Source organism: Georgenia satyanarayanai (genome assembly GCF_009193135.1).
Classification (GTDB): domain Bacteria; phylum Actinomycetota; class Actinomycetes; order Actinomycetales; family Actinomycetaceae; genus Oceanitalea; species Oceanitalea satyanarayanai.
Map to the genome: position 1 here is coordinate 340,568 of NZ_VUKC01000003.1, position 20,303 is coordinate 360,870.

Here is a 20,303-nt window from a genome sequence, read left to right on the forward strand (position 1 = left end):
CCCCGGCGCGAGCCGGTCGTCGCCGCGTTCTCCCGCTCGGCCCGCGTTCGCCCCGCGACGTGCTCCGGTGCGCCGCCAGTTCGCGAACACGGCGCCTCCTTCTGCTGCTCGGGGGTGAGGCCTACGGCACGAGGACCGCGGCGCCTTCGTAGCGGTCGGCGGCGAGGTCGGCCAACGTGTCGGCCGCCTCGGTGAGCGGGCGCGTGTGCGTGCGCGGCCTGATGTCGAGCGCCGCCGCGAGCCGGAGGAACTCCGCACCGTCCGTGCGGGTGTTCGCGGTGACGCTGCGCAGCTCCTTCTCGTAGAACAGCTCGCGCTCGTAGACGAGCGGCGGGATGTCGCTGAGGTGGATCCCGGCCACGACGCAGATCCCGCCCCGGTCCAGCGCGCGAAGTGCCGGCGGCACCAGGTCACCGACCGGGGCGAAGAGGATCGCAGCATCCAACGGCTCGGGTGGCGGGGCAGCCGCCTCACCCACGGAGGCCGCGCCGAGCTCGAGCGCCAGGGCGCGCGCCGCGGGGGCACGCGTCATGACGTGCACGACCGCCCCCTGCCGGACAGCCACCTGGGCGACGAGGTGCGCGGACGCACCGAACCCGTACAGCCCGAGCCGGCCGCCCGGGGGCAGCGACGCTCGCCGCAGGGCTCGGTATCCGACGATGCCCGAGCACAGCAGCGGCGCGGCCGACTCGGCTCGCACCGTCTCGGGAAGACGGTATGCGAACGCCTCCTCGACGACCGTCAGCTCGGCGAAGCCTCCGTCTGCGTCCCACCCCGTGAACTGGGCGCCGGGACACAGGTTCTCCCGGCCCTGGCGGCACCACCGGCACCGCCCGCACGTACCCCTCAGCCACGCGACCCCGACACGGTCACCGATCACGAAGCGGTAGGCGCCATCACCACGCGCGTCGACCCGGCCGACGATCTCGTGACCCGGCACGGTTCGAGGTCGGCGGGGGGCAAGATCACCCTCCGCGAGGTGCAGGTCGGTCCGGCAGACGCCGCACGCCTCCACCCGCACGCGCACCTGTCCCGGGCCGGGGACAGGCTCCGGGAGCTCGACCTGCTGCAACGGCCCTGTCCCCACGGGACCGGCATGAGCCACGACCCAGGCGAGCACGATCGGCTCCCCTCAGGCCCGCTGCGCCAGGGTGTCGCGACCCGCCGAGAACAGGCCGACCACCCGCCACGTGTGAGTCATCGACGACCTCCTTCCAGGACTCTTGCCGTCCTCCCTGACACCAGTGGGGCTGGGCCCTGATCGGTCAGGGCGGCGGTGTGACACGCACAACGGCGACCACCGGACATTCCACGAGGACCCCGCGTGCCACCGACCCGAGGTGCAAGCCCGGGAGTCGTGAGCGGGCACGGCTCCCGACGACGAGGAGGCACGCGTCGGCGCTCTGCGCGGTGAGGGCCTCGACGGGGTGGCGGGCGATCTCCTCGACGTCCACCGGCACATCGGGGAAGCGGATCGCCCAGTCCTCCGCGAGCTGCGCCAGGGCCATCGCCTGCTGCTCGGCGGCACCAGCGATCTCCCGCTGCAGCCGCGGGTCGGTGAGCCGACGGATCCGGGTGGGGCGCGCGTGGACGAGCCGGACGGCCGTCTCGCGCCGTGACGCCTGGGTGAACCCGAACTCCAGTACTCGAGGGTCCGTGTGGCCGGGGTCCACGCCGATGACCACGGGCCCCTCGGGTGCGGCAGCAGTGTCTCGCACGACGACCACCACACCGCGGGCGTGGGCCGCGACCTTCTGGGAGACCGAGCCGAGCAGCCGTCCGGAGACGCGTCCGAGCCCGCGTGCCCCGACCACCACCGTGCTCGCTCCGCGGGAGGCCCGGACGAGCGCCACGGCAGGATCCTCGAGCAGGACCTCAGTCGTCACCGCGAGCTGCGGGTACCGCTGGCGGACACGCTCGCGGTAGCCACCGATGAGGTCAGACCCAAGATCGTGCACATCGATCTCGGGCCCGACCCCCAGCCCCTCGAACAGGAACGAGAAGGAGTGCAGGATGTGGAGACGGCCCGCCGTCGCTGCCGCCTCGTCCGCCGCCCAGTCAACGGCACGGTCGTCCTTCTCCGAGCCGTCGACGCCGACGACGACCACACCGGCACCGTCCTGAGCCATGGGGACCTCCTCGTCCGTGAAGGAGTGGCGTACAACCCGAGGAGCTCGACCTGGGTACGAGCTCCTCGGGCGGCGCTGCGCCGGTCAGCGCAGCCAGCTGTTGCCGACCTTGCCTCCCCACCACCGTCCGATGCCCCACGTGTCCCCCGCGAGGGTGACGGCGGAGATGATGAGCAGCATGGCCTCGATCCAGTGGGAGTCCACCACGGGATTGGTTCCACCGAGTGCCATGGGAAGCTCGGCGAGGTACATGAAGAACAGCAGGAGCGTGCCGGTCACAGCCGCGATGCGCAGCCCGGCACCGAGCATCATGGCCACCCCGATACCGAGCAGACCGACCATGAAGAGAACGTCGCCGAACGGGTTGGCGAAGATCTGGAAGATGTCGTGGAAGGGACCCTCGATGCCCTTGATGAAGCCCTGGGCGGGGGTGCCCCCGTTGATCCAGGCCCGCTCCGACGGGGTCATGTAACCCAGGCCGAACGTCTTGTCGATGAACGCCCAGAGGAAGACCCAACCGATGATGATGCGGCCGACGGCGAGGGTTCTGCGCACCCCGACCGATGTCACGATGCGCTCCTGGCCGGCGACGCCTGCGGGAGTAGGCCTGCTGGTGGTTGAAGTGCCCATCGTTCTCGCCTCCTGGTTGTCGATGATGGAACTTCACTCACCAGTGTGAGGCGACCGGTATGCCCGGTTGAGGGTCTTTGGTCCCTGATCCCCCCGTCCGGACACGAAGGGTGCGGACCAAAGGTCCTGGCGCGGCCGTGGATCTCGCGGGATCCTGGACGTGCGACCCCGGGGTCGTCACCGGCCCCGGCCCGCGGCACGTGCCGCGATCGTGGGCAGCGGGTCCTTCCCGCCAGGGCTTGAGGAGTGAGCCTCCCGGCGCTACGCCGACCAGCTCACCTCCGTGAGGAGGCACCACCGTGGATGCAGTCATCGTTTACGAGTCGATGTGGGGCAACACCAAGGCTGTTGCCGAAGCGATCGCCGCCGGCCTGTCCCCTCACCTGCAGGTCGAGGCGCTTGAGGTGGGCTCTGCCCCATCGGCCAGCAGTCTCGACGTTGCGCTCCTCGTCGTCGGCGGTCCCACGCACGCGTTCGGGATGAGCCGACCACAGACCCGCGAGGACGCTGCCCGGCGTGGGGGCCACCCTGGTGGCACCGGGATCCGGGAGTGGATCGAGTCCGCCGGTGACGGGCTCAGCCTCTCGGTGGCAGCCTTCGACACGCATGCGCGCCACCCGAACCTGCCCGGCGCCGCGAGCAAGAAGGCGGCAAAGGCGCTACGTCGCGCCGGCTGCACCCTCGTGGCCCAGCCCGAGAGCTTCTACGTCGAGGGGCAGGAGGGGCCCCTCCTGCCCGGTGAGCTCGACCGGGCACGCACCTGGGGGGAGCATTTGGCTGGTCTCCTCCCCGAGTCCTCCCGTGTCTAGGGGGCCGGCCGGGCCCCGTCCGGACATGAGCGCGCAACGGCCCGCACCTCGCTGGCCGCGGGGCGTGGGCCTCGCCGTGGGCGCCATGATGGTCGGTGGCGCCGGCGTCAACACCGTGCTCGTCACGGCCAGACCCCAGCTCTACCCGGAGCTGGGGAGGTGGCTCACCGAGCTGTCCCCCTGGCACTCCGCGGCGCTCGAGGGACTGTGGGACCGCACGTTCGGGGAGCACCCGAGGCTGTGGGGAACGCTCATCGGCATCGGTTACGAGGGCGTCGTCGGCGCGCTGTCACTGTCGCGAGACCCACGCCGGCGGCTCGCCGGTCTCAGCGGCGCCGCACTCTTCAAGGGCGGTCTGCTCGCCATGGGCCTGTGGGCCTGGGCGCTGCCATGGCTCGCCGTCCTCGCTCCCGCGATCGCCGTGACCGCCCGATCGGTGGGTCACCACGACCTCCCCGTTCGGCCGCGGCTGGTCCGGTAGCGGACCGCTCCTCGGGCAGGTGCCATCGACCGGGATCGCCTCCGGCGGTGAGCGTCCCGGGGCGACGGTGATCGGCGCGGCCATGGCGACGGAGCCGGGACCCGAGCGGCTCGCCGTCGTGCTGCGGCCCGGTCAGTCCGCCTTCTTCGCCCGCGAAGGTTGGACCCGCGCCGGCTCACCGGGCATCTTCGGGTACTCCGGCGGGTAGGGCAGGTCCGAGTGCCCCTCGGCCTCCTGCTCGGCGTAGAGCTCGAGGAGCGGCGTGAGGTCGTGGGCGACGTCGTCGATCTCGGCGTGCAGGTCACCGAGCTCGGCGAAGCGGGCCGGCATGGTCCGCACGGTGAGGTCGCGAGGGTCGACGTCGGGCAGCTCGTCCCAGGTGACCGGCGCGGACACCGGGGCGTGGGCGAGCGGACGGATGCTGTAGGCGCTGGCGATCGTGCGGTCGCGGGCGTTCTGGTTGTAGTCGACGAAGATGGCCTCCCCGCGCTCCTCCTTCCACCAGCTCGTCGTCACCTTCCCGGGCATGCGCCGTTCGAGCTCGCGGCCGAAGGCGATCGCGGCGTGACGCACCTGGGTGAAGTCCCACCGCGGCTCGATGCGGACGTAGACGTGGACCCCGCGGTTCCCGGACGTCTTGGGGAACCCGCGCCAGCCGAGCTCGGCGAGGTACTCCCGCGCGACAGCAGCGACCTCGACGGCGTCGGCGAAGTCGGTACCCGGCTGCGGGTCGAGGTCGATGCGCAGCTCGTCGGGGTGGTCGACGTCGTCGCGCCGCACCGGCCACGGGTGGAAGGTGATCGTCCCGAGGTTGACGGCCCAGGCGACGGCGGCGAGCTCGGTGGGGCACAGCTCGTCGGCGGTGCGGCCGCTCGGGAAGGCGATCTCGACCGTCTCGATCCAGTCCGGCACGCCCTTGGCGGGCACCCGTTTCTGGTAGAACGCGTCCCCGTGCGGGTCGCTGCGGGTGGCCCGCTTCATGCCCTCGTGCACGCCCTTGGGCCAGCGTTCGAGGGTGACCGGCCGCTCGTGGAGCGCGCGCAGGATCCCGTCGCCGACGGCGAGGTAGTAGTCGACGACCTCGCGCTTGGTGATGCCGGGCTCGGGGAAGATGACGCGGTCCGAGCTCGTGATCCGCACGGGGCGGCCGGCCACGTCGATCTCGACGGCGGGGCTCTTCGTCGGTGCCATGGCCAGACGCTACCGCCCTACTCGCCCGCGGCCCACCGCTCGGCGGACGCGACGGAGGCCCGCACTCCACCGAGTGCGGGCCTCTGCGCGGGGTCGAGCACGACCGCCGGGCGGTCAGCGCATCAGCCGGTCACGGAGCGCGGCGGACGCCGAGGGTGTCGGTCCCGTCCCCGTTCCAGTCCCCGACGTAGACCTCGTCGCCGCTGCGCCCGTAGGTCAGCACCAGGTCGGGGTCGCCACCGGTGAGGCTGTTCCTCACGTGGTAGGTCGCTCCGCGGCGCACCGCGAAGGTGTCCACGCCGTCACCGTCCCAGTCCCCGGCGAGGACGGTGTCCCCCGACCGGCCGTAGGTGAAGACCGTGTCCGCGTCCCCCGCCGTCACGCTGTTCCTCACGTGGTAGGTCGCCCCGCGACGCACCGCCAGGGTGTCACCGTCTCGTCCGTCCCAGTCCCCCACGACGACGGCGTCATCCGCCTTGCCGTAGCGGACGACGACGTCGGCCGGGCCACCGCTGACGCTGTTCTTCAGGTGGTACTCGTTGCCGCGGCGCACGGCCAGCGTGTCGATGCCGTCCCCGTCCCAGTCACCGACGAGGATGACGTCCCCGGCGCGGCCGTAGGTGAAGGTGCGGTCAGCGTCGCCGCCGCGCTGGGCGTCGGACACGTGGAACTCCCGGCCGCGGCGCAGCGTGATGGTGTCGGTCCCGTCCCCGTCCCAGTCCCCGATGAGGACCTCGTCGGTGAACCGGCCGTAGCGGAAGACGTGGTCGGCCCACGCGTCCCAGCCGTCGTTGAGGAAGAAGCCGGTCCGCGGAGTCGCCGGCTCACCGGGCTCCTCGGGCATCCCCGGCACCTCGGGCTCCGGCTCCTCCGGCCAGCTCGGCGGGTTCTGGGCGCACGAGTCGTCCCACTCGGTCTCCGCGCTGATGCCGGTGCACCGGAACAGCGAGGGGTTGATCTCCTCGGGCGACCGCCACACCTGCGCCGCGTCCTCGTAGTCCGACGCCAGGGCGAGCAGCGCCGCCTCGCTCCACGCGGTGCCGAGGAAGACGATGTTGACCGGGCGGCGGTTGGTCGCCGCGTAGCCGGCGGGCACGCTGACGGAGGGGTAACCGGCACTCGCCGCCGTCCCGGTCGTCGCCGACGCGGAGACGATCGCCTCGACGTCGTTCTCCTCGAGCACGGAGTCGATCGCCTCCCGCGACTCGCTCACGAGCTGGTCACGCTGGGCGGTGTACTGGGCGTAGGTGTCCGGGTCCTCGAGGTCGACCTCCTGCGAGGCGAGCAGCAGGGTCTGGCCGAACTTCAGCGCGGCGCCCGCGTGCTCGGTGTTGTACTCGATGATGTCGCTCAACGTCTTCATCGGGGCGTCCGCGGGCAGCCGGGACAGGTAGGCGTTGATGTCCCGCTTGTACTCGCTGGTGAGGATGCTCCCGGCGGAGGAGCGCCCGACCTGCACCGGCACGAGGGTGGCGCCCTGCTCCTCGAGCGTCTCCAGGGCGGCGGCGTAGACGGGGTCGTCGGACTCGACGTACCCGAGGCGGGCGCCCTCCAGGGCCGTCGTCGACAGCGACGCGGTGAAGTCGACACCGACGCTCGGGTTGTCCGCCGTCGCCGGGTCCTCGGCGTCGACCGTCACCATGCCGGTCAGCAGGGCGGCGGCGTCGTACACGCTCCGCGTCATCGGCCCGGCGGTGTCCTGCGTCGCCGAGATCGGCACGATGCCCGTCCTGCTGATGAGCCCGACGGTCGGCTTGATGCCGACGTTCGAGTTCGCCCGGGCGGGGCTGAGGATCGAGCCGGACGTCTCGGTGCCGACGGTGACCGTGGCCAGCGCGGCGGCCGCCGCGGAGCCGGACCCGGCACTCGAGCCGCTCGGGCTCTGGCTGGTGTCGTAGGGATTGAGGACCTGGCCACCGAGGGAGCTGTACCCACCCGGCATCCCGCTCGTCATGAAGTTGGCGAACTCGGTGAGGTTGACCTTGCCGAGGATGATCGCCCCGGCGTCCTCGAGGGCAGCCGTCACCGGCGCGTCGGCGGCCGGGTAGGAGTCCGCCAGGGCCACCGACCCGGCGGTCGTGGCCATGCCGGCGACGTCGATGAGGTCCTTGAGCAGCACCGGGATGCCGTGGAGCGGCCCGTGCACCGTCCCGGCGGCGCGCTCGGCGTCGCGCTGTGCCGCCTGTTCGAGAGCGGCGGGGTTGATGGACCGCACCGCGTTGAGCGCCGGCCCGTCGATGCTCAACGCCTCGATGCGCTCGAGGTAGGCCCGCGTCAGCTGGACCGAGGTCAGCTCACCGGCAGCGAGGGCGGCCTGGATCTCCTGGATGCCGGCCGTCGCGAGGTCGAGGGGGATCTCGTCATGGACCGACGTCGCGGCAGCCGCCGACGTGGGGGCGGCGAGGGCACCGGTGACCGGCACGGCAGCGACGGCGCACGCGGCGAGCACGGCTGCCGACGCGCGCGTGACGGCTCGGCGTCTGCTCCTCAGGTGGGTCTGCAGCTCGACATGCATGGGGCATCTCCCTGTGTCGTCGGTCGCCACGCGCGACCGTTGACCGGAAGCATGCTCGGGCTCCGTTACGGGCGTGTGAGCGCTCGTTTCCACCGCGTGACGAGCAGCGGGGAGGTGCGGGCCGGCGCGCGCGCCCTACCCCGCGAGCGCACGCAGGTGCTCGAGCGAGTGCCGCACGTCCTCGAGGGGGCCGGTGCCCTCCGGCGGCTCGGCCGTGAGGATGGTGTCCTGCTCCAGGACGTACCACCCGTCGAAGCCGGCGCCGCCGAGCGCGGAGATGATCGCGGCGAAGTCGACGTCGCCGGTGCCCACCGGGGTGTAGATGCCCTGGCGCACCGCGTCGGTGTACGTCGTCTCCCCCCGCTGGACACGCCGGGCGAGGTCCAGGCGGACGTCCTTGACGTGGACGTGGTTGATGCGGGCGGCGTGCTCGGTCGCCAGCGCCACCGGGTCGACGCCGCCGATGAGGAGGTGGCCGGTGTCGAGGCACAGCGGGACCACCGATCCCTCGAGGACCCGGCGGACCTCCTCCTCCCGCTCGACCATCGTCCCCACGTGCGGGTGCAGGCTGGCGCGCACGCCGCGGGTGGCGGCGAGCTCGGTGAGCCGGTCGAGGTTGCCGAGCAGCGCGGCCCAGCCGGCGTCGTCGAGCGCGGGCCGCTCGTCGTACCCGTCCTGGCCGGAGGCCGCGGACAGGACGAGGACGTCCCCGCCGGCCGCCGCAAAGCTGTCGAGCTCGCGGTCCACCTCGGGCACCGGGTCGTGCCCCGGGTCGTGGAGGACCACCGGGACGAAGGCGCCGACGGCGGCCAGGCCGTAGGGGGCCAGCGCCTGCGCCCGCGCGGCGGGCGCCTCGGGCAGCCAGCCCTGCGGGCCGAACTCCGTGGCGGTGAGCCCCAGGCCCGCCATCTCGGTGAGCACACGGTCCGGGCGCAGCTGGTGCCCCCAGCCGGGGACCTCGCACACGCCCCAGCTGATGGGTGCTCCGGCAATCCTCATGGGTGGCTCCTCGTCGTCGCGGCCGTGGACAGGCGGACACGCTCACCGGTGGCGGCGCTGCGGGTGGCGGCGTCCGCCAGGACGAGCGCGGCGCGCCCGTCCTCGATCGTCGGGGACGGTGCCCGGCCGGTGCGCACGGCGTCCACGAAGTGACCGAGCTCGTCGCGGTAGGCGGTCGCGTACCGGTCGAGGAAGAAGCCGAGGTACGGCGCCGCCGCGCCCGCGTGGGTGGCCGACGAGTGGCGCACCGAACCCGCCGTCTGGTTGAGCGCCTCCAGCGACCCGAGCGGGCCGAACGCCTCGAGGCGCTGGTCGTAGCCGGTGGCACAGTGGCGGGAGTTGACGATCGTCGCCACGGCCCCGCTGGCAGCGACGAGCGTGGTGACGGCACCGTCGAAGTCCTCGAGGTGGGCGTAGGCCGGGTCCAGGCGCTGGCCCACCGCGCTCACCTCGACGATCTCCCCGAGGAAGTACCGGGCCATGTCGAGGTCGTGGATCGTCATATCACGGAAGAGGCCCCCGGAGACGCCGACGTACGCGGGTGACGGCGGGGCGGGGTCACGGCTGACGATCGTCAGCTGCTCGAGCGGGCCGATCTCGCCCTGGCTCACGCGGGCGTGGATCTCCGCGAAGGTCGGGTCGAAGCGGCGGTTGAACCCGACCATTACCCGGTCCTCGTGGCCGGCGATCGCGGCGATGCACTCGTCCACCCGGGCGAGGTCGAGGTCGACGGGCTTCTCGCAGAGCACCGCCTTGCCGGCGCGGACCGCGCCCACGAGGTGGTCGACGTGCAGCGGGGTGGGTGAGCCGATGATGACGGCGTCGACGTCGTCGGCGTCGTACACCTCGGCGAGGTCGCGGGTGGCGCGCGCGCCGTGCGCGGCGGCCAGCTGCTCCGCCGCGTTGCCGACGGGGTCGTGGACGAGCCGCAGCTCCGCGTCGGGGTGGCGCGCGACGGTCGCGGCGTGGACGGCGCCGATGCGGCCCGCGCCGATGACGGCGATGCTCACCATGGGGGTGGGTCCTCTCGAGGTCAGTCGGTGGTGGAGGGGAAGCTCATCGACGCCTGCACGGGTCGGTCCACGTGGGGCCAGCGGCTGGTGACGACCTTGTTGCGGGTGTAGAAGCGCACGCCCTCGGGGCCGTGGGCGTGGTGCTCCCCGAAGAGCGAATCCTTCCACCCGCCGAAGGAGTAGTACGCCACCGGGGTGGGGATCGGGACGTTGACGCCGACCATCCCGGCCTCCACCTCGTGGGTGAAGCGGCGGGCGTACTCCCCCGAGGCGGTGAAGATCGCCGCGCCGTTGCCGTACGGGGAGGAGTTGACGAGCTCGAGGGCCGCCTCGAAGCTCTCGGTGCGCACGACCGTGAGGAGTGGGCCGAACACCTCCTCGCGGTAGGCCCCGACGTCCGGGCTCACCCGGTCGAGCACGGTGGGGCCGACGAAGTAGCCCTGCTCGTGGCCCTCGACGGTGAGCCCGCGCCCGTCGACCACCGGCTCGGCGCCAGCCTCGATCGCCTCGGTGGCGTAGCGGATGACGCGCTCGCGCGCCTCGGCGGTGATGACCGGGCCCATCGCGACGCCGTCGCGGTCCCCGGGGCCGACGACGATCTGCTCCGCCTCCCGGCGCAGCGCCGCGACGAGGAGGTCCCCGGCCTCCCCGACGGCGACGGCCGCGGGCACGGCCATGCAGCGCTCCCCCGCCGAGCCGAAGGCGCCGGAGGCGATCTGCGCGGCGGCGTACTCGATGTCGCCGTCGGGCATGACGATGGCGTGGTTGTTGGCCCCGCCCAGCGCCTGGACGCGCTTCCCGCGGGCGGCGCCGCGCTCGCGGACGTACCGGGCCACGGGGGTGGAGCCGACGAAGGAGACAGCGGCGATCCCCGGGTGGTCGAGGATCGCGTCGACGGTGGTCCGGTCGCCGTGGACCACGCTGAACACGCCGTCGGGCAGGCCCGCCTCGCGGTAGAGCTCGGCGACGAGGTTCGCGGCGGAGGGGTCGCGCTCGGAGGGCTTGAGGATGAAGGCGTTGCCGGTGGCGACGGCGATGGGGTGCATCCACATCGGGACCATGACGGGGAAGTTGAACGGCGTGATCCCCGCGACGACCCCGAGCGGCTGGCGCAGGGAGTGGACGTCCACGCCGGTGGAGGCGTCGGCGGTGTACTCCCCCTTGCTCGCCTGGTTGATCCCGCAGGCGAAGTCGAGCGTCTCCCGGCCGCGGCCCACCTCCCCGCGGGCGTCGTCCAGCGTCTTGCCGTGCTCGGCCGTGATGAGCCGGGCGAGGTCGTCGGTGTGCCGGACGACGAGCTCGCGCATCCGGAACATGATCTCGGTGCGCCGCGCCAGCGAGGTGGCGCCCCAGTCGCGCTGTGCCGCGGCGGCCGTCCGCACGGCCTCGGCGACGACGGCGGCGTCCGCGCGAGCGAGGTGACCGCTCACCTCCCCGGTGGCGGGGTCGTGGACGGGGGTGGTCGCCTCGGCGGCGCCCTCGTAGGGTGCACCGGCGATCCAGTGGTGGATTGTCCTCATCGCTTCCTCTCCTCCCAGCGGGCGGTCACAGGTAGGGCCGCTGGTCGCGCCGGGCACGCTCGTACTCGAGGCGGGCGCGGCGGGTGCTGTCCAGGCGGGCGGTCTCGGCCACGGGCACGTCCCACCAGGCCGACGACGGCGGGCCCTGGCCCTCGAGGTCGGTCTCGATGACGATCGCCGTCGTCTCCCGGGCCGCCGCGGCAGCGGTGTAGGCCTCGCGGAACTCGACGACCGACCGCGGTTCGAGGACCTCGATGCCGTAGCTGCGGAGGTTGGCGGCGAGGTCCACGGGCAGCGGCTCGCCGTCGAGCAGGCCGGTGGCGGGGTCACGGCGGCGGTAGGCGGTGGCGAATCGTTGTGAGCCGTGGGACTCGGAGAGCGCGCCGATCGAGGCCCAGCCGTGGTTCTCGAGGACGACGACGACGATCTTCAGCCCCTCGGCGACGACGGTCGCGAGCTCCTGCGGGGCCATCTGGTAGCTGCCGTCCCCGACGAGGGCGACGACCTCGCTGTCGGGCCGCGCCAGCTTGACCCCGATGGCGGCGGGGATCTCGTAGCCCATGCACGAGTAGCCGTACTCGAGGTGGTACTGGACGGGGGTGCGCGCCCGCCACAGGGCCTGGAGGTCACCGGGCATGGAGCCGGCGGCGTTGACGAGGACGTCCTCGTCCCCCATGAGCTCGTTGAGCGCCCCGAAGACCTCGGTCTGGGCGGGCAGCGGGCCGTGGCCACGGTGGTAGCACTCCTCGGTGACGCGGGCCCAGTCCGTGACGAGCTCGGTGACCCGCCGGGAGTAGGCCTCCTCGACGCGGTGTCCCGTGAGCGTCTCGCGCAGCGCGTCCAGCCCGGCGCGCGCGTCGGTGACGACCATCTCGGCGGCGTGCTTCGCGGCGTCGAAGGCCTTGATGTTGAGGTTGACGAAGCGCACGTCCGGGTGGCGGAAGGCGGTGCGTGACGCCGTCGTGAAGTCGGTGTAGCGGGTCCCGACGCCGATGACGACGTCGGCCTCCGCGGCGAGCGCGTTGGCGGCGGCGCTGCCGGTGGACCCCACCCCGCCCGCCGCGCAGGGGTGCTCCCAGCTCATCGCCCCCTTGCCGGCCTGGGTGTCGACGACGGGGATGCCGGTGGCGTCGGCCAGCGCGGTGAGCGCCGCGCTCGCCCCGGAGTAGACGACCCCGCCGCCGGCGACGAGGAGCGGGCGCCTGGCACTGCGGATGACGGCGGCGGCGCGCTCGAGTGCCGCCGGCTCGGGCGCCGGGCGGGGCACGTGCCACACACGGCGGGCGAAGAGTTCGGCGGGCCAGTCGTGGGCCTCGGCCTGGACGTCCTGCGGGAGGCAGACGGTGACGGCCCCGGTCTCGGCGGGGTCGGTGAGGACCCGCATCGCCCCCAGCAGGCTGGCGGGCAGCTGCTCGGGGCGGTGGACGCGGTCGAAGAAGCGGGAGACCGGACGGAAGGCGTCGTTGACCGAGACGTCGAGGTGCTGCTCGTTCTCCAGCTGCTGGAGCACCGGGTCGGGGCGGCGGGTGGCGAAGGTGTCGGAGGGCAGGAGGAGGACGGGGATGCGGTCGATCGTCGCGAGCGCCGCACCGGTGACCATGTTCGTCGAGCCGGGCCCGATGGAGGCGACGCAGGCGAGGGTCTGCAGCCGGTCGGCCGTGCGGGCGTAGCCGACCGCCGTGTGGACCATGTTCTGCTCGTTGCGCGCCTGGTAGAGGCGCAGGTGCTCCTCGCCCGGGCCGCGGTCGAGCTCGTTCTCCAGGAGGGCCTGGCCCACCCCGGCGACGTTGCCGTGGCCGAAGATCCCCATCACCCCGGCGAACAGGCGGTGCTCCACGCCGTCGCGCTCGGTGTACTGCACCGACAGGAAGCGCACGAGTGCCTGGGCCACGGTGAGGCGCACGGTCGTCGGTGTCGTCTCGGTCATGTCGTGCCCCCCTGCTCGACGGGACGGGTCATGGGCAGGCGCTGGTCGACGACCTGGTCCTCCCACGTGCCGCGGACCCAGGCGTGCGCCGGGTCGTCGGTCATGAGCCAGGTGCGGTCCTCCGCGGGCCCGGCCATGACGTTGAGGTAGTAGAGGTCGTAGCCCGGCGCGGCCATCGAGGGGCCGTGGTAGCCGTGCGGGACGAGCACGACGTCCCCGGAGCGCACCTCGGCGAGGAGGTCGAGGGGCCGGCCGGCGGTGCCGTAGGTGCGGTGGAAGGCGACGCCCGGCCCGTCGGGCCCGGGGCGAACCACGAAGTAGTAGATCTCCTCGAGCGCCCGCTCGACCTCGCTGTGCTCGTCGTGCTTGTGCGGCGGGTAGGAGGACCAGTTCCCGCCCGGGGTGAGGACCTCGCACACGAGGAGCCGGTCGGTCCCGAGCCCGCCGGCCATCGCGTAGTCGTTGACCTGGCGGGAGGCCTGCCCGGCGCCGCGCAGCTCGGTCCGCACGCCGTCGGCGCCCTGGTAGGCGACGGGACGACGGCGGGTGGCGCGCGCCGTCGGGAGGGCGAGGGTCGCGCCGCCCGCGGAGGTGACGGTGAGGGTGGTGCCGGCGGGGACGTAGAGGGAGTCGGTGACGGCGGTGAAGACGTCGGGGCGGCCGGCGAGCGGGTAGGTGGCGCCCTGGACCTCGACGGCGCAGGAGCCGGACAGCGGCAGGACGACCATCTCGTCCGGCCCGGTGTCCAGCGTCTCGCTGGCCCCGGGGGTGAGGTCGAGGACCTTGAGGCCGCTGAAGCGCCACCCGGCGCGCTCGGGGGTGACGTCGAGGGCGTAGGCGCCGCCGGCGGTGTCGCCGGCGCGCAGGACGAGGTCGCTCACAGGAGTGCCACCGCCCGGTCGACGGCACCCTCGACGTCGTCGTCGTGGGGGTAGAGGAGGGCGCGACCGATGACGAGCCCCTCGATCCCCGGCAGCTGCAGCGCCTGCGCCCAGCCGGCGGCGGTGGCCTCGGTGTCAGCGCTCACCTCACCGCCGAGGATGAGCGCCGGGAGGGTCGAGGCGGCGGCGACGGCCTCCATGTCCGGCACGAGCGGGAGCTTGAGCCAGGTGTGCGCGGAGGTCCCGCCGAGGCCCGCGGCGATCGCGACGGAGGTGACGACGGCCTCGGTGGTGAGGACGTTGACCGCCCGGCCGTCCTCGCGGCGGGAGAGGAAGGGCTCGACGATCGCGGTGCGGCCGGCGGCGGCGAGCTCGTCGACGGCGCGGGCCGTGCTCTCCACGGTGCGCAGCGAGCCCGGGTCCTCGAGGTCGACGCGCATGAGGACCTTCCCGCCGTCGAGGCCCGACGCCGCGACGGCGCGGGCGGTGTACCCGGTGAACCGGTCGTCCATCTCGAAGCGCGAGCCGCGCAGGCCGCCGCGGTTCATCGAGCCGTAGACGAGCTTGCCGTCCAGGGCGCCCATGAGCGTGAGGTCCTCGACGACGTCGGCGGTGCCGAGGAAGCCGTGGACCCCCGGGCGGGCCAGGGCCGCGGCGCAGCGGCGGAGCAGCTCGCGCCGGTCCCCCATCGCCATGGCGGAGCTGCCGGCGGCGAGGGAGCCGCGGGCGGGGTGGTCGGCGGCGATGACCATGAGCTTGGTGCCCGGCACGGGCAGGCGGCCGCGCGGCCTCTCCGCCAGCGCCCGGGCGATCCGCCCGGGCTCGTGCAGGCGCACGTGCCGGATCTCCTCAACGGTGAGCACGTACCCGCCTCTCGACGTCCTGCGGGCGCGCGCCGTGGTCGAGGACCTCGAGCAGCTCCTCCTCGGTGGGCATCGCGGTGGAGCACTCCAGCCGCGCGGCGACGATGGCGCCGGCGGCGCTCGCGGAGGCGATGGTGCGGCCCAGGGACCAGCCGGCGAGCAGGCCGTGGCACAGGGAGCCGCCGAAGGCGTCCCCGGCACCGAGGCCGTTGACCACCTCCGTCGGGGTCGGCGGGACCTCGACGCGCTCCTCGCGGGTCTTGGCCAGCGTCCCGAGCGGGCCCTGCTTGACGACGGCGAGCTCGACGCCCGCCTCGAGCAGCGCGTCCGCGGCGCGGTCCGGGTCGCTCTCCCCGACCGCCACCTCGCACTCCTCGCGGTTCCCGACGGCGACGGTGACGCCCGGGAGGAGCTCGCGGACCGCCGTCGTCGTCTCCTCGCGGGAGGACCAGAACATCGGGCGGTAGTCGAGGTCGAGGACGGTGAGCGGGCGGCGGGCGCGTGCCTCGATGGCGGTGTGGTGGGCGGAGCGGGAGGGCTCCTCGCACAGGCCGGTCACGGTGAACCACATGACCCCGGCGCCGCGGACGGCGTCGACGGGCACGTCCTCGGGCCGCACCTGGAGGTCCGGTGCGCTGGGCTCGCGGTAGAAGTAGAGCGGGAAGTGGTCCGGCGGGAAGATCTCGCACAGCGTGATCGGGGTGTGGAGCGTCGGGTCGGTGACGACGAAGGCGTCGCTCACGCCGAGCCGGACCATCTCGTGGCGCACGTAGCGCCCGAAGGGGTCGTCGCCCACGCCGGTGATGGTGGCGGCGCTGCGCCCGAGGCGGGCGGCGGCGACGGCGACGTTGGTGGGGCTGCCCCCGAGGAACTTGCCGAAGGTCGCGACGTCCTCCAGGCCCACTCCCGTCGCCAGGGGGTAGATGTCGACACCGCTGCGTCCGAAGGTGAGGACCTCCGGTGGGGCCGAGCTCGTCATCGCACTCTCCTCATCTCGCGCCGCGCTCCTGCGCGCGGCCCGTGGACGCCTCGATTCTTCCCCAGCCCCTCCGTCCGGTCAACCGTTTGTCGTGACAAACTGATGTCCCGTCCGGGAGCCCGCCGCAGTGGCAGGATGGGGTTGTCCCGACAACTGGCCCCCGTCCCCCGCCCTCCTCCCGTCGCCGACAGCAGAGTTGTCACCGACAGCCGACTTCTCGCCGACAGCTGGATCTCGCCCGCCACCCCGACACCTCGTCGCCGATCCAAGGATGGACCCATGACGCCGCCGCAGATGTACCGCCCCCAGGTGCACCTGGACCGCGCGAGCCCGGTGCCGCTGTACCACCAGATCTCCTCGGTGGTGCAGGAGGCGATCGTCTCGGGCGAGCTGCCGCCGCACACGCGGATCGAGAACGAGCTCGCGCTGGCCGACCGGCTCCAGGTCTCGCGGCCCACCGCCAGGCGCGCCCTCCAGGAGCTCGTCGACAAGGGGATGCTCGTGCGCAAGCGCGGGGTGGGCACGGAGGTCGCCCCCGAGCTCATCCGCCGCTCCGTGGAGCTCACCAGTCTCCACGACGACCTCGCGGCGGCCGGCCGCGAGCCGCGCACCGAGGTCCTCGAGCACGAGCTCCGTCCCGCCGACGACGAGATCGCCGGGAGGATGCAGCTCGAGGTGGGGACCGACGTCGTCGTCGTCCGTCGCCTGCGCTACGCCGACGGCGAGCCGCTCGCCCTCATGACGAACTACGTGCGCACCGAGCTCGCGCCCTCCCGCGCGGACCTCGAGCGGGCCGGCCTGTACGCCGCGCTGCGTGAACGGGGGGTGCGGCTGCGGCTGGCCCACCAGACGATCGGCGCCCGCCAGGCGACGGCCGCGGAGGCACGGACCCTCATGGAGCCGGCCCGCGCGGCGGTGCTCACGATGGAGCGGCTGGCGATCGCGGACAGCGACACGGTCGTCGAGTTCGGGCGTCACATCTACCGGGCGTCCCGGTACACGTTCCAGACGACACTCCTCGCACGGTAGGCGCGGCGGCACCTCGACTGTCGGCGGGCGCGGGTGGGGACGCCCCGGAGGCCGGGGCGTCCCCACCGTGCTCAGCGGGTGCGGCGGTGGCGGACCGCCAGGGCCGTCCCGCCGCCGGCCAGCGCCAGGAGCAGCGCGACGAGCGCGACCGTGCCGACGTTCGCACCGGTGGACGGCAGCCCGCCCGGCCCGCCGCCGGCGGGCGGGGTGGTGGGAGCACCCGGCGTCGTCGGACCGTCCGTGGGAGCCGGCGTCGTCGGCTCCTCGGTCGGCTCGTCCGTCGTCGGCTCCTCGGTGGGCTCCTCGGTCGGGAGCTCTCCCTCGATGACCGGGTAGTGCCAGGCGTTGACCTCGTCCTGCTCCGACTGGAAGGAGATGAGGATCGACCCGTCCTCGCGCAGCGCCTCGTGGGTCGCGGCGTCGATGCCGATCTCGAGCGTGCCGCCCGCCTCGATCTCGAGCATGCCGGCCCCGAGCAGGCGACCGCCCATGTCCGGCGCCCAGGGGGCGGCCTCCCCGTCCTCCGGCGAGCACGCAGAGAACCCGTACTCGTCGCCCTCACAGCTGGAGACCCAGACCGGGATGATCTCGTGCTGCCCGTGCCACAGGAAGGCGCGGACGGTGCCGGGCTCGGTGGAGGTGACGCTGATCGCCACGTCCTCCTCGTCGATCTCGATGTCGTCGACGGTCATCGCCCGGCTCGCCGGCAGCCCGGAGATCGTCACACCGCGGGTCGCCGACTGGTGGATCGTCTGCGGCGACTCGACGCCGAGCAGCGCGGTGTCCGGGATGATCGGCGCCTGCGGCTCGGTCGGCCGACCCTCCGGCGGGGTGTACCCGTCGAGGTAGGCGTGGCCCCACCGGAAGGGCTCGGACTGCTGGCTGCCCCACGGTGACCACGCCAGGCGGGTGTCGCCGATGAAGTCCTGGTTGTCCGAGTCGTACGGGGTCACGTTGAACCCGAGGTAGTCCGGGTCGATCTCGTTCGTTGCGGCGTCGCCCGTCGGGGCTGCGCTCGTCGCGAAGCCGGCGGGGAGGTTGCCGAGCGGGATCTTCACCTCGATCGTGTACGCCCCGCCCGCGTAGGTGCCGTCCTCCGCGATGTCGACGTCGACGGCGACCTCCTGCCCCGGTGCGTTCGGCCCCTCCTCGACCAGGTCCGCCAGGGGCCCGGACGAGAAGCCCTGGTGGGCGTCGGCGTCCCGGCTCCAGCACGGGCCGTCCGGGCCCTGCCCGGCGGCGCCGGTCGGGTCGTCGGTGACGGGCATGATGCCGGTCTTGAAGGTGGTCGAGGTGTCGCGCGACCCGCCGAGCGGGTCGAGGAGCACCTCGACGGAGTCGACGAGCCAGTGGCCGAAGCAGCGCTCGGGCGTGGCGGCAGCGCTCGCGACGTCGTCCACGACGTTGACGAACAGGTAAAGGTCGTCGCCGTGCCAGCCGGCGCGCGCGTAGCTGCCCGTGCCGCAGTCGACGCCGTCCGGGGCGCAGTCCGCGCCCTCCCAGCGGCGGCTGACGTCGAGCGCTGCGCCGTAGGCGTCGTCCGCCGCGCCGTCGACCGACGGTGCGGTGTCGAGCTCGGGGATCACCGTCGTCGGGACGACCACGAGCGTCATCGCGTCCGTGCTCGTGCCGGCCCCGCTCGTCGTCGTGATCGGGACCGTGAGGGCGTCCCGTTCCAGGCCGAGGGACGTCGGGTCGGTGTGGGTGAGCGTGAGCGTCACCGTCGTCTCCGCGCCGGGCGCGATGTCGGTGAAGGTCGCGGGCTCGGAGATCTCGAGCGGAGCCTCGACGGCGGCCGAGACCTCACCGCTCTGCGGCTCGCTCGTGCGGTTCGTGACGACGACCGGCACCGAGATGGTCTCGCCGGCGCCGATCTTCCAGTTCGCGCCGGAGCGCCCGCCGACCCACGTGAACTCCTCGGCCCACTCCTCGTACTCGGCGTAGTTGCCCCAGCGCTCGAAGCGGCCCTCGACGCCGGGGACGAGATCGATGCGCGTGTCGTTGTACGCGGTGACGGCGCCGTTGTCGAAGAACGCCGAGAGCTTGTACCGGCCAGGGGTCGCGTCGGCGGTGGGCGTGACGGTGAAGGTGGCCGAGGTCTGCGCGCCGTCGGTGACCGGCCCCAGGTCCTGCGGGTCGGACACCGCCCAGCCGACGGGGACGTCGAGCGTCACGGCGCCGGCGCCGATCGTGCCGGCGCCGGACCGCGCGTTGACGGTCACCTCGAACGGCTCACCCGGCGCCTGGAAGTCGCCGTCGACCACGAGGTCGTAGGTGGATCCGAGGGGCATGCCGCCGGGGTCGGCGATGACCGAGCCGAAGAGGATGGCGTCGTCCCGCGCGTTCTCCGGGGACCCGTTCGGCTGGAAGGGCACCCGCGACTCGGCGATGCCGTAGCGCAGGCACTGCGGCTCCCAGATCCCGGTGTGCTTGACGCGCGCCTGGGTGGGGTGGGCCCGGTTGCCCTCGCGGCCCACCTGGGCCCACGTCTGGGCCGTGCCCGGCTCCTGGCCCTGGACGTTGCCGGGGAGCCAGGTGTACGGGGAGTCGTAGCCGCTCCACGTGCCGACGACGGTGAAGGGGTTGGTCGGCGCCGGGACGAAACCGTCGTTGCAGCCCGGTCCGGCCGTGCCGCCCTCGCCCTGGGTCGAGGCGCCGGAGGTGATCGTCTTGACCTGCCAGACGTCGACGGCGTCCGGGCCGGTGAGCTGCTCGGGGAAGGCGGTTGGATCGGCGGCCATCTGCGCGGCCTCCCAGACGACCCGGCCCGCGTACTGGTGGTGCCCGTGCCCCGATGCCAGCGACGGCGAGAAGCCGGTGAGGATCTCGGGCTGCGTCTGGCGGATGACGTGGACCACCTGGCGCTGGACGCGCTCAGAGCCCCACACGTCCTCGGTGAGGGCAGCGCTCGTGTTGTAGAAGAAGTCGACGGCGTCGATGTTGTAGATGTCGACGGTCCCGGAGCGGTAGTGGGAGGTGCGGTCCTCGTTCTCCCGGCGCAGGCCGAGCGCGGGGCCCTGCTCGTCGCCCACGGAGTTGGACCCGCCCTCGCCCCGGGTGAGCATGATGACGCCGCACTGGACGTCGTACCTGTCGTGCCAGACGCCGCAGGGCGTGGTGAAGCTCGCGTCGTCGTCGGGGTGGGCCCAGATGCCCATGACGTCGATCTTGTTCGGTGAGACCTCGGTGGCGATCGAGGGCTCGTCCACCGTGAGCGGTGGCGTCTCGTCACCCGACGCCGTCGGGACGAACGCCCCCAGTGCCAGCGCCGCAAGGGCTGCGGCGGCTATGCCTCTCTTCACGACTACCTCCTCGTCGAGCAGACGACGTCGTCTGC

At 73.2% G+C, this 20,303-nt stretch carries 16 protein-coding genes; 3 read left to right on the forward strand and 13 right to left on the reverse strand.

Annotated features, from left to right (window positions below; all coding sequences use genetic code 11):
* Nucleotides 1-121 precede the first annotated feature (121 nt).
* The 3 genes from GD632_RS06570 to GD632_RS06580 form a co-directional block, all read right to left on the reverse strand.
* Complete coding sequence (locus GD632_RS06570) at nt 122-1,120, reverse strand: zinc-dependent alcohol dehydrogenase family protein (protein WP_152190045.1); 999 nt, start codon at nt 1,118-1,120, stop codon at nt 122-124.
* 145 nt (nt 1,121-1,265) lie between these two features.
* The gene (locus GD632_RS06575) at nt 1,266-2,129 is read right to left on the reverse strand and encodes a universal stress protein (RefSeq protein ID WP_152190054.1); all 864 of its coding nucleotides are present in this window, start codon (nt 2,127-2,129) and stop codon (nt 1,266-1,268) included.
* Between the two features lie 84 nt (nt 2,130-2,213).
* On the reverse strand, nt 2,214-2,759 hold the full coding sequence (locus tag GD632_RS06580; protein ID WP_152190056.1) for a DoxX family protein: 546 nt from the start codon (nt 2,757-2,759) through the stop codon (nt 2,214-2,216).
* A gap of 299 nt (nt 2,760-3,058) precedes the next feature.
* Here GD632_RS06580 and GD632_RS06585 point away from each other — a divergent pair, with 299 nt between their 5' ends.
* Both GD632_RS06585 and GD632_RS06590 read left to right on the forward strand, forming a co-directional pair.
* Nucleotides 3,059-3,568 (forward strand): flavodoxin family protein, encoded by a 510-nt coding sequence (locus GD632_RS06585; protein ID WP_152190059.1) that lies wholly within the window; start codon nt 3,059-3,061, stop codon nt 3,566-3,568.
* A 25-nt stretch (nt 3,569-3,593) separates the two neighbouring features.
* A complete protein-coding gene (locus GD632_RS06590) occupies nt 3,594-4,049 on the forward strand; it encodes a hypothetical protein (protein WP_152190061.1) in 456 nt (151 codons plus the stop codon).
* Between the two features lie 132 nt (nt 4,050-4,181).
* Here GD632_RS06590 and ligD read toward each other — a convergent pair whose 3' ends face one another.
* The 9 genes from ligD to iolC form a co-directional block, all read right to left on the reverse strand.
* Nucleotides 4,182-5,240, reverse strand: a complete 1,059-nt coding sequence (gene ligD, locus GD632_RS06595; RefSeq protein WP_152190063.1) for a non-homologous end-joining DNA ligase — start codon at nt 5,238-5,240, stop codon at nt 4,182-4,184.
* Between the two features lie 130 nt (nt 5,241-5,370).
* Complete coding sequence (locus GD632_RS06600) at nt 5,371-7,755, reverse strand: amidase family protein (protein WP_226924674.1); 2,385 nt, start codon at nt 7,753-7,755, stop codon at nt 5,371-5,373.
* Between the two features lie 135 nt (nt 7,756-7,890).
* Nucleotides 7,891-8,754 carry a TIM barrel protein gene (locus GD632_RS06605; protein ID WP_152190066.1) on the reverse strand — a complete coding sequence of 288 codons (864 nt, stop codon included), beginning with the start codon at nt 8,752-8,754 and terminating at the stop codon, nt 7,891-7,893.
* Nucleotides 8,751-9,767 carry an inositol 2-dehydrogenase gene (gene iolG / locus GD632_RS06610; protein WP_152190068.1) on the reverse strand — a complete coding sequence of 339 codons (1,017 nt, stop codon included), beginning with the start codon at nt 9,765-9,767 and terminating at the stop codon, nt 8,751-8,753. The genes GD632_RS06605 and iolG overlap by 4 nt, the downstream gene beginning before the upstream one ends.
* A 20-nt stretch (nt 9,768-9,787) precedes the next feature.
* Entirely contained in the window at nt 9,788-11,287 is a 1,500-nt protein-coding gene (locus GD632_RS06615; RefSeq protein ID WP_152190070.1) for a CoA-acylating methylmalonate-semialdehyde dehydrogenase, read from the reverse strand.
* A 25-nt stretch (nt 11,288-11,312) separates the two neighbouring features.
* A complete protein-coding gene (iolD, locus tag GD632_RS06620) occupies nt 11,313-13,214 on the reverse strand; it encodes a 3D-(3,5/4)-trihydroxycyclohexane-1,2-dione acylhydrolase (decyclizing) (RefSeq protein ID WP_152190073.1) in 1,902 nt (633 codons plus the stop codon).
* The gene (gene iolB, locus GD632_RS06625; RefSeq protein WP_152190076.1) at nt 13,211-14,095 is read right to left on the reverse strand and encodes a 5-deoxy-glucuronate isomerase; all 885 of its coding nucleotides are present in this window, start codon (nt 14,093-14,095) and stop codon (nt 13,211-13,213) included. The genes iolD and iolB overlap by 4 nt, the downstream gene beginning before the upstream one ends.
* Complete coding sequence (locus tag GD632_RS06630; protein ID WP_152190078.1) at nt 14,092-14,958, reverse strand: Cgl0159 family (beta/alpha)8-fold protein; 867 nt, start codon at nt 14,956-14,958, stop codon at nt 14,092-14,094. The genes iolB and GD632_RS06630 overlap by 4 nt, the downstream gene beginning before the upstream one ends.
* Nucleotides 14,945-15,937, reverse strand: a complete 993-nt coding sequence (gene iolC / locus GD632_RS06635) for a 5-dehydro-2-deoxygluconokinase (RefSeq protein WP_152190080.1) — start codon at nt 15,935-15,937, stop codon at nt 14,945-14,947. Before iolC ends, GD632_RS06630 begins: the two co-directional genes overlap by 14 nt.
* A 279-nt stretch (nt 15,938-16,216) precedes the next feature.
* On the opposite strand from iolC, the gene GD632_RS06640 reads away from it, so the two are divergent.
* Entirely contained in the window at nt 16,217-16,966 is a 750-nt protein-coding gene (locus GD632_RS06640) for a GntR family transcriptional regulator (protein ID WP_226924675.1), read from the forward strand.
* A 71-nt stretch (nt 16,967-17,037) separates the two neighbouring features.
* Here GD632_RS06640 and GD632_RS06645 read toward each other — a convergent pair whose 3' ends face one another.
* On the reverse strand, nt 17,038-20,268 hold the full coding sequence (locus GD632_RS06645; RefSeq protein ID WP_193311378.1) for a PIG-L family deacetylase: 3,231 nt from the start codon (nt 20,266-20,268) through the stop codon (nt 17,038-17,040).
* Nucleotides 20,269-20,303 lie beyond the last annotated feature (35 nt).

Bases quoted from the DNA above. Each gene is read 5' to 3' on its own strand.
- ligD (WP_152190063.1), bottom strand. From the start codon at position 5,240: ATGGCACCGACGAAGAGCCCCGCCGTCGAGATCGACGTGGCCGGCCGC.
- GD632_RS06580 (WP_152190056.1), bottom strand. From the start codon at position 2,759: ATGGGCACTTCAACCACCAGCAGGCCTACTCCCGCAGGCGTCGCCGGC.
- GD632_RS06575 (WP_152190054.1), bottom strand. From the start codon at position 2,129: ATGGCTCAGGACGGTGCCGGTGTGGTCGTCGTCGGCGTCGACGGCTCG.
- GD632_RS06640 (WP_226924675.1), top strand. From the start codon at position 16,217: ATGACGCCGCCGCAGATGTACCGCCCCCAGGTGCACCTGGACCGCGCG.
- GD632_RS06605 (WP_152190066.1), bottom strand. From the start codon at position 8,754: ATGAGGATTGCCGGAGCACCCATCAGCTGGGGCGTGTGCGAGGTCCCC.
- GD632_RS06600 (WP_226924674.1), bottom strand. From the start codon at position 7,755: ATGCATGTCGAGCTGCAGACCCACCTGAGGAGCAGACGCCGAGCCGTC.
- GD632_RS06615 (WP_152190070.1), bottom strand. From the start codon at position 11,287: ATGAGGACAATCCACCACTGGATCGCCGGTGCACCCTACGAGGGCGCC.
- iolG (WP_152190068.1), bottom strand. From the start codon at position 9,767: ATGGTGAGCATCGCCGTCATCGGCGCGGGCCGCATCGGCGCCGTCCAC.
- iolC (WP_152190080.1), bottom strand. From the start codon at position 15,937: ATGACGAGCTCGGCCCCACCGGAGGTCCTCACCTTCGGACGCAGCGGT.
- GD632_RS06590 (WP_152190061.1), top strand. From the start codon at position 3,594: ATGAGCGCGCAACGGCCCGCACCTCGCTGGCCGCGGGGCGTGGGCCTC.
- iolD (WP_152190073.1), bottom strand. From the start codon at position 13,214: ATGACCGAGACGACACCGACGACCGTGCGCCTCACCGTGGCCCAGGCA.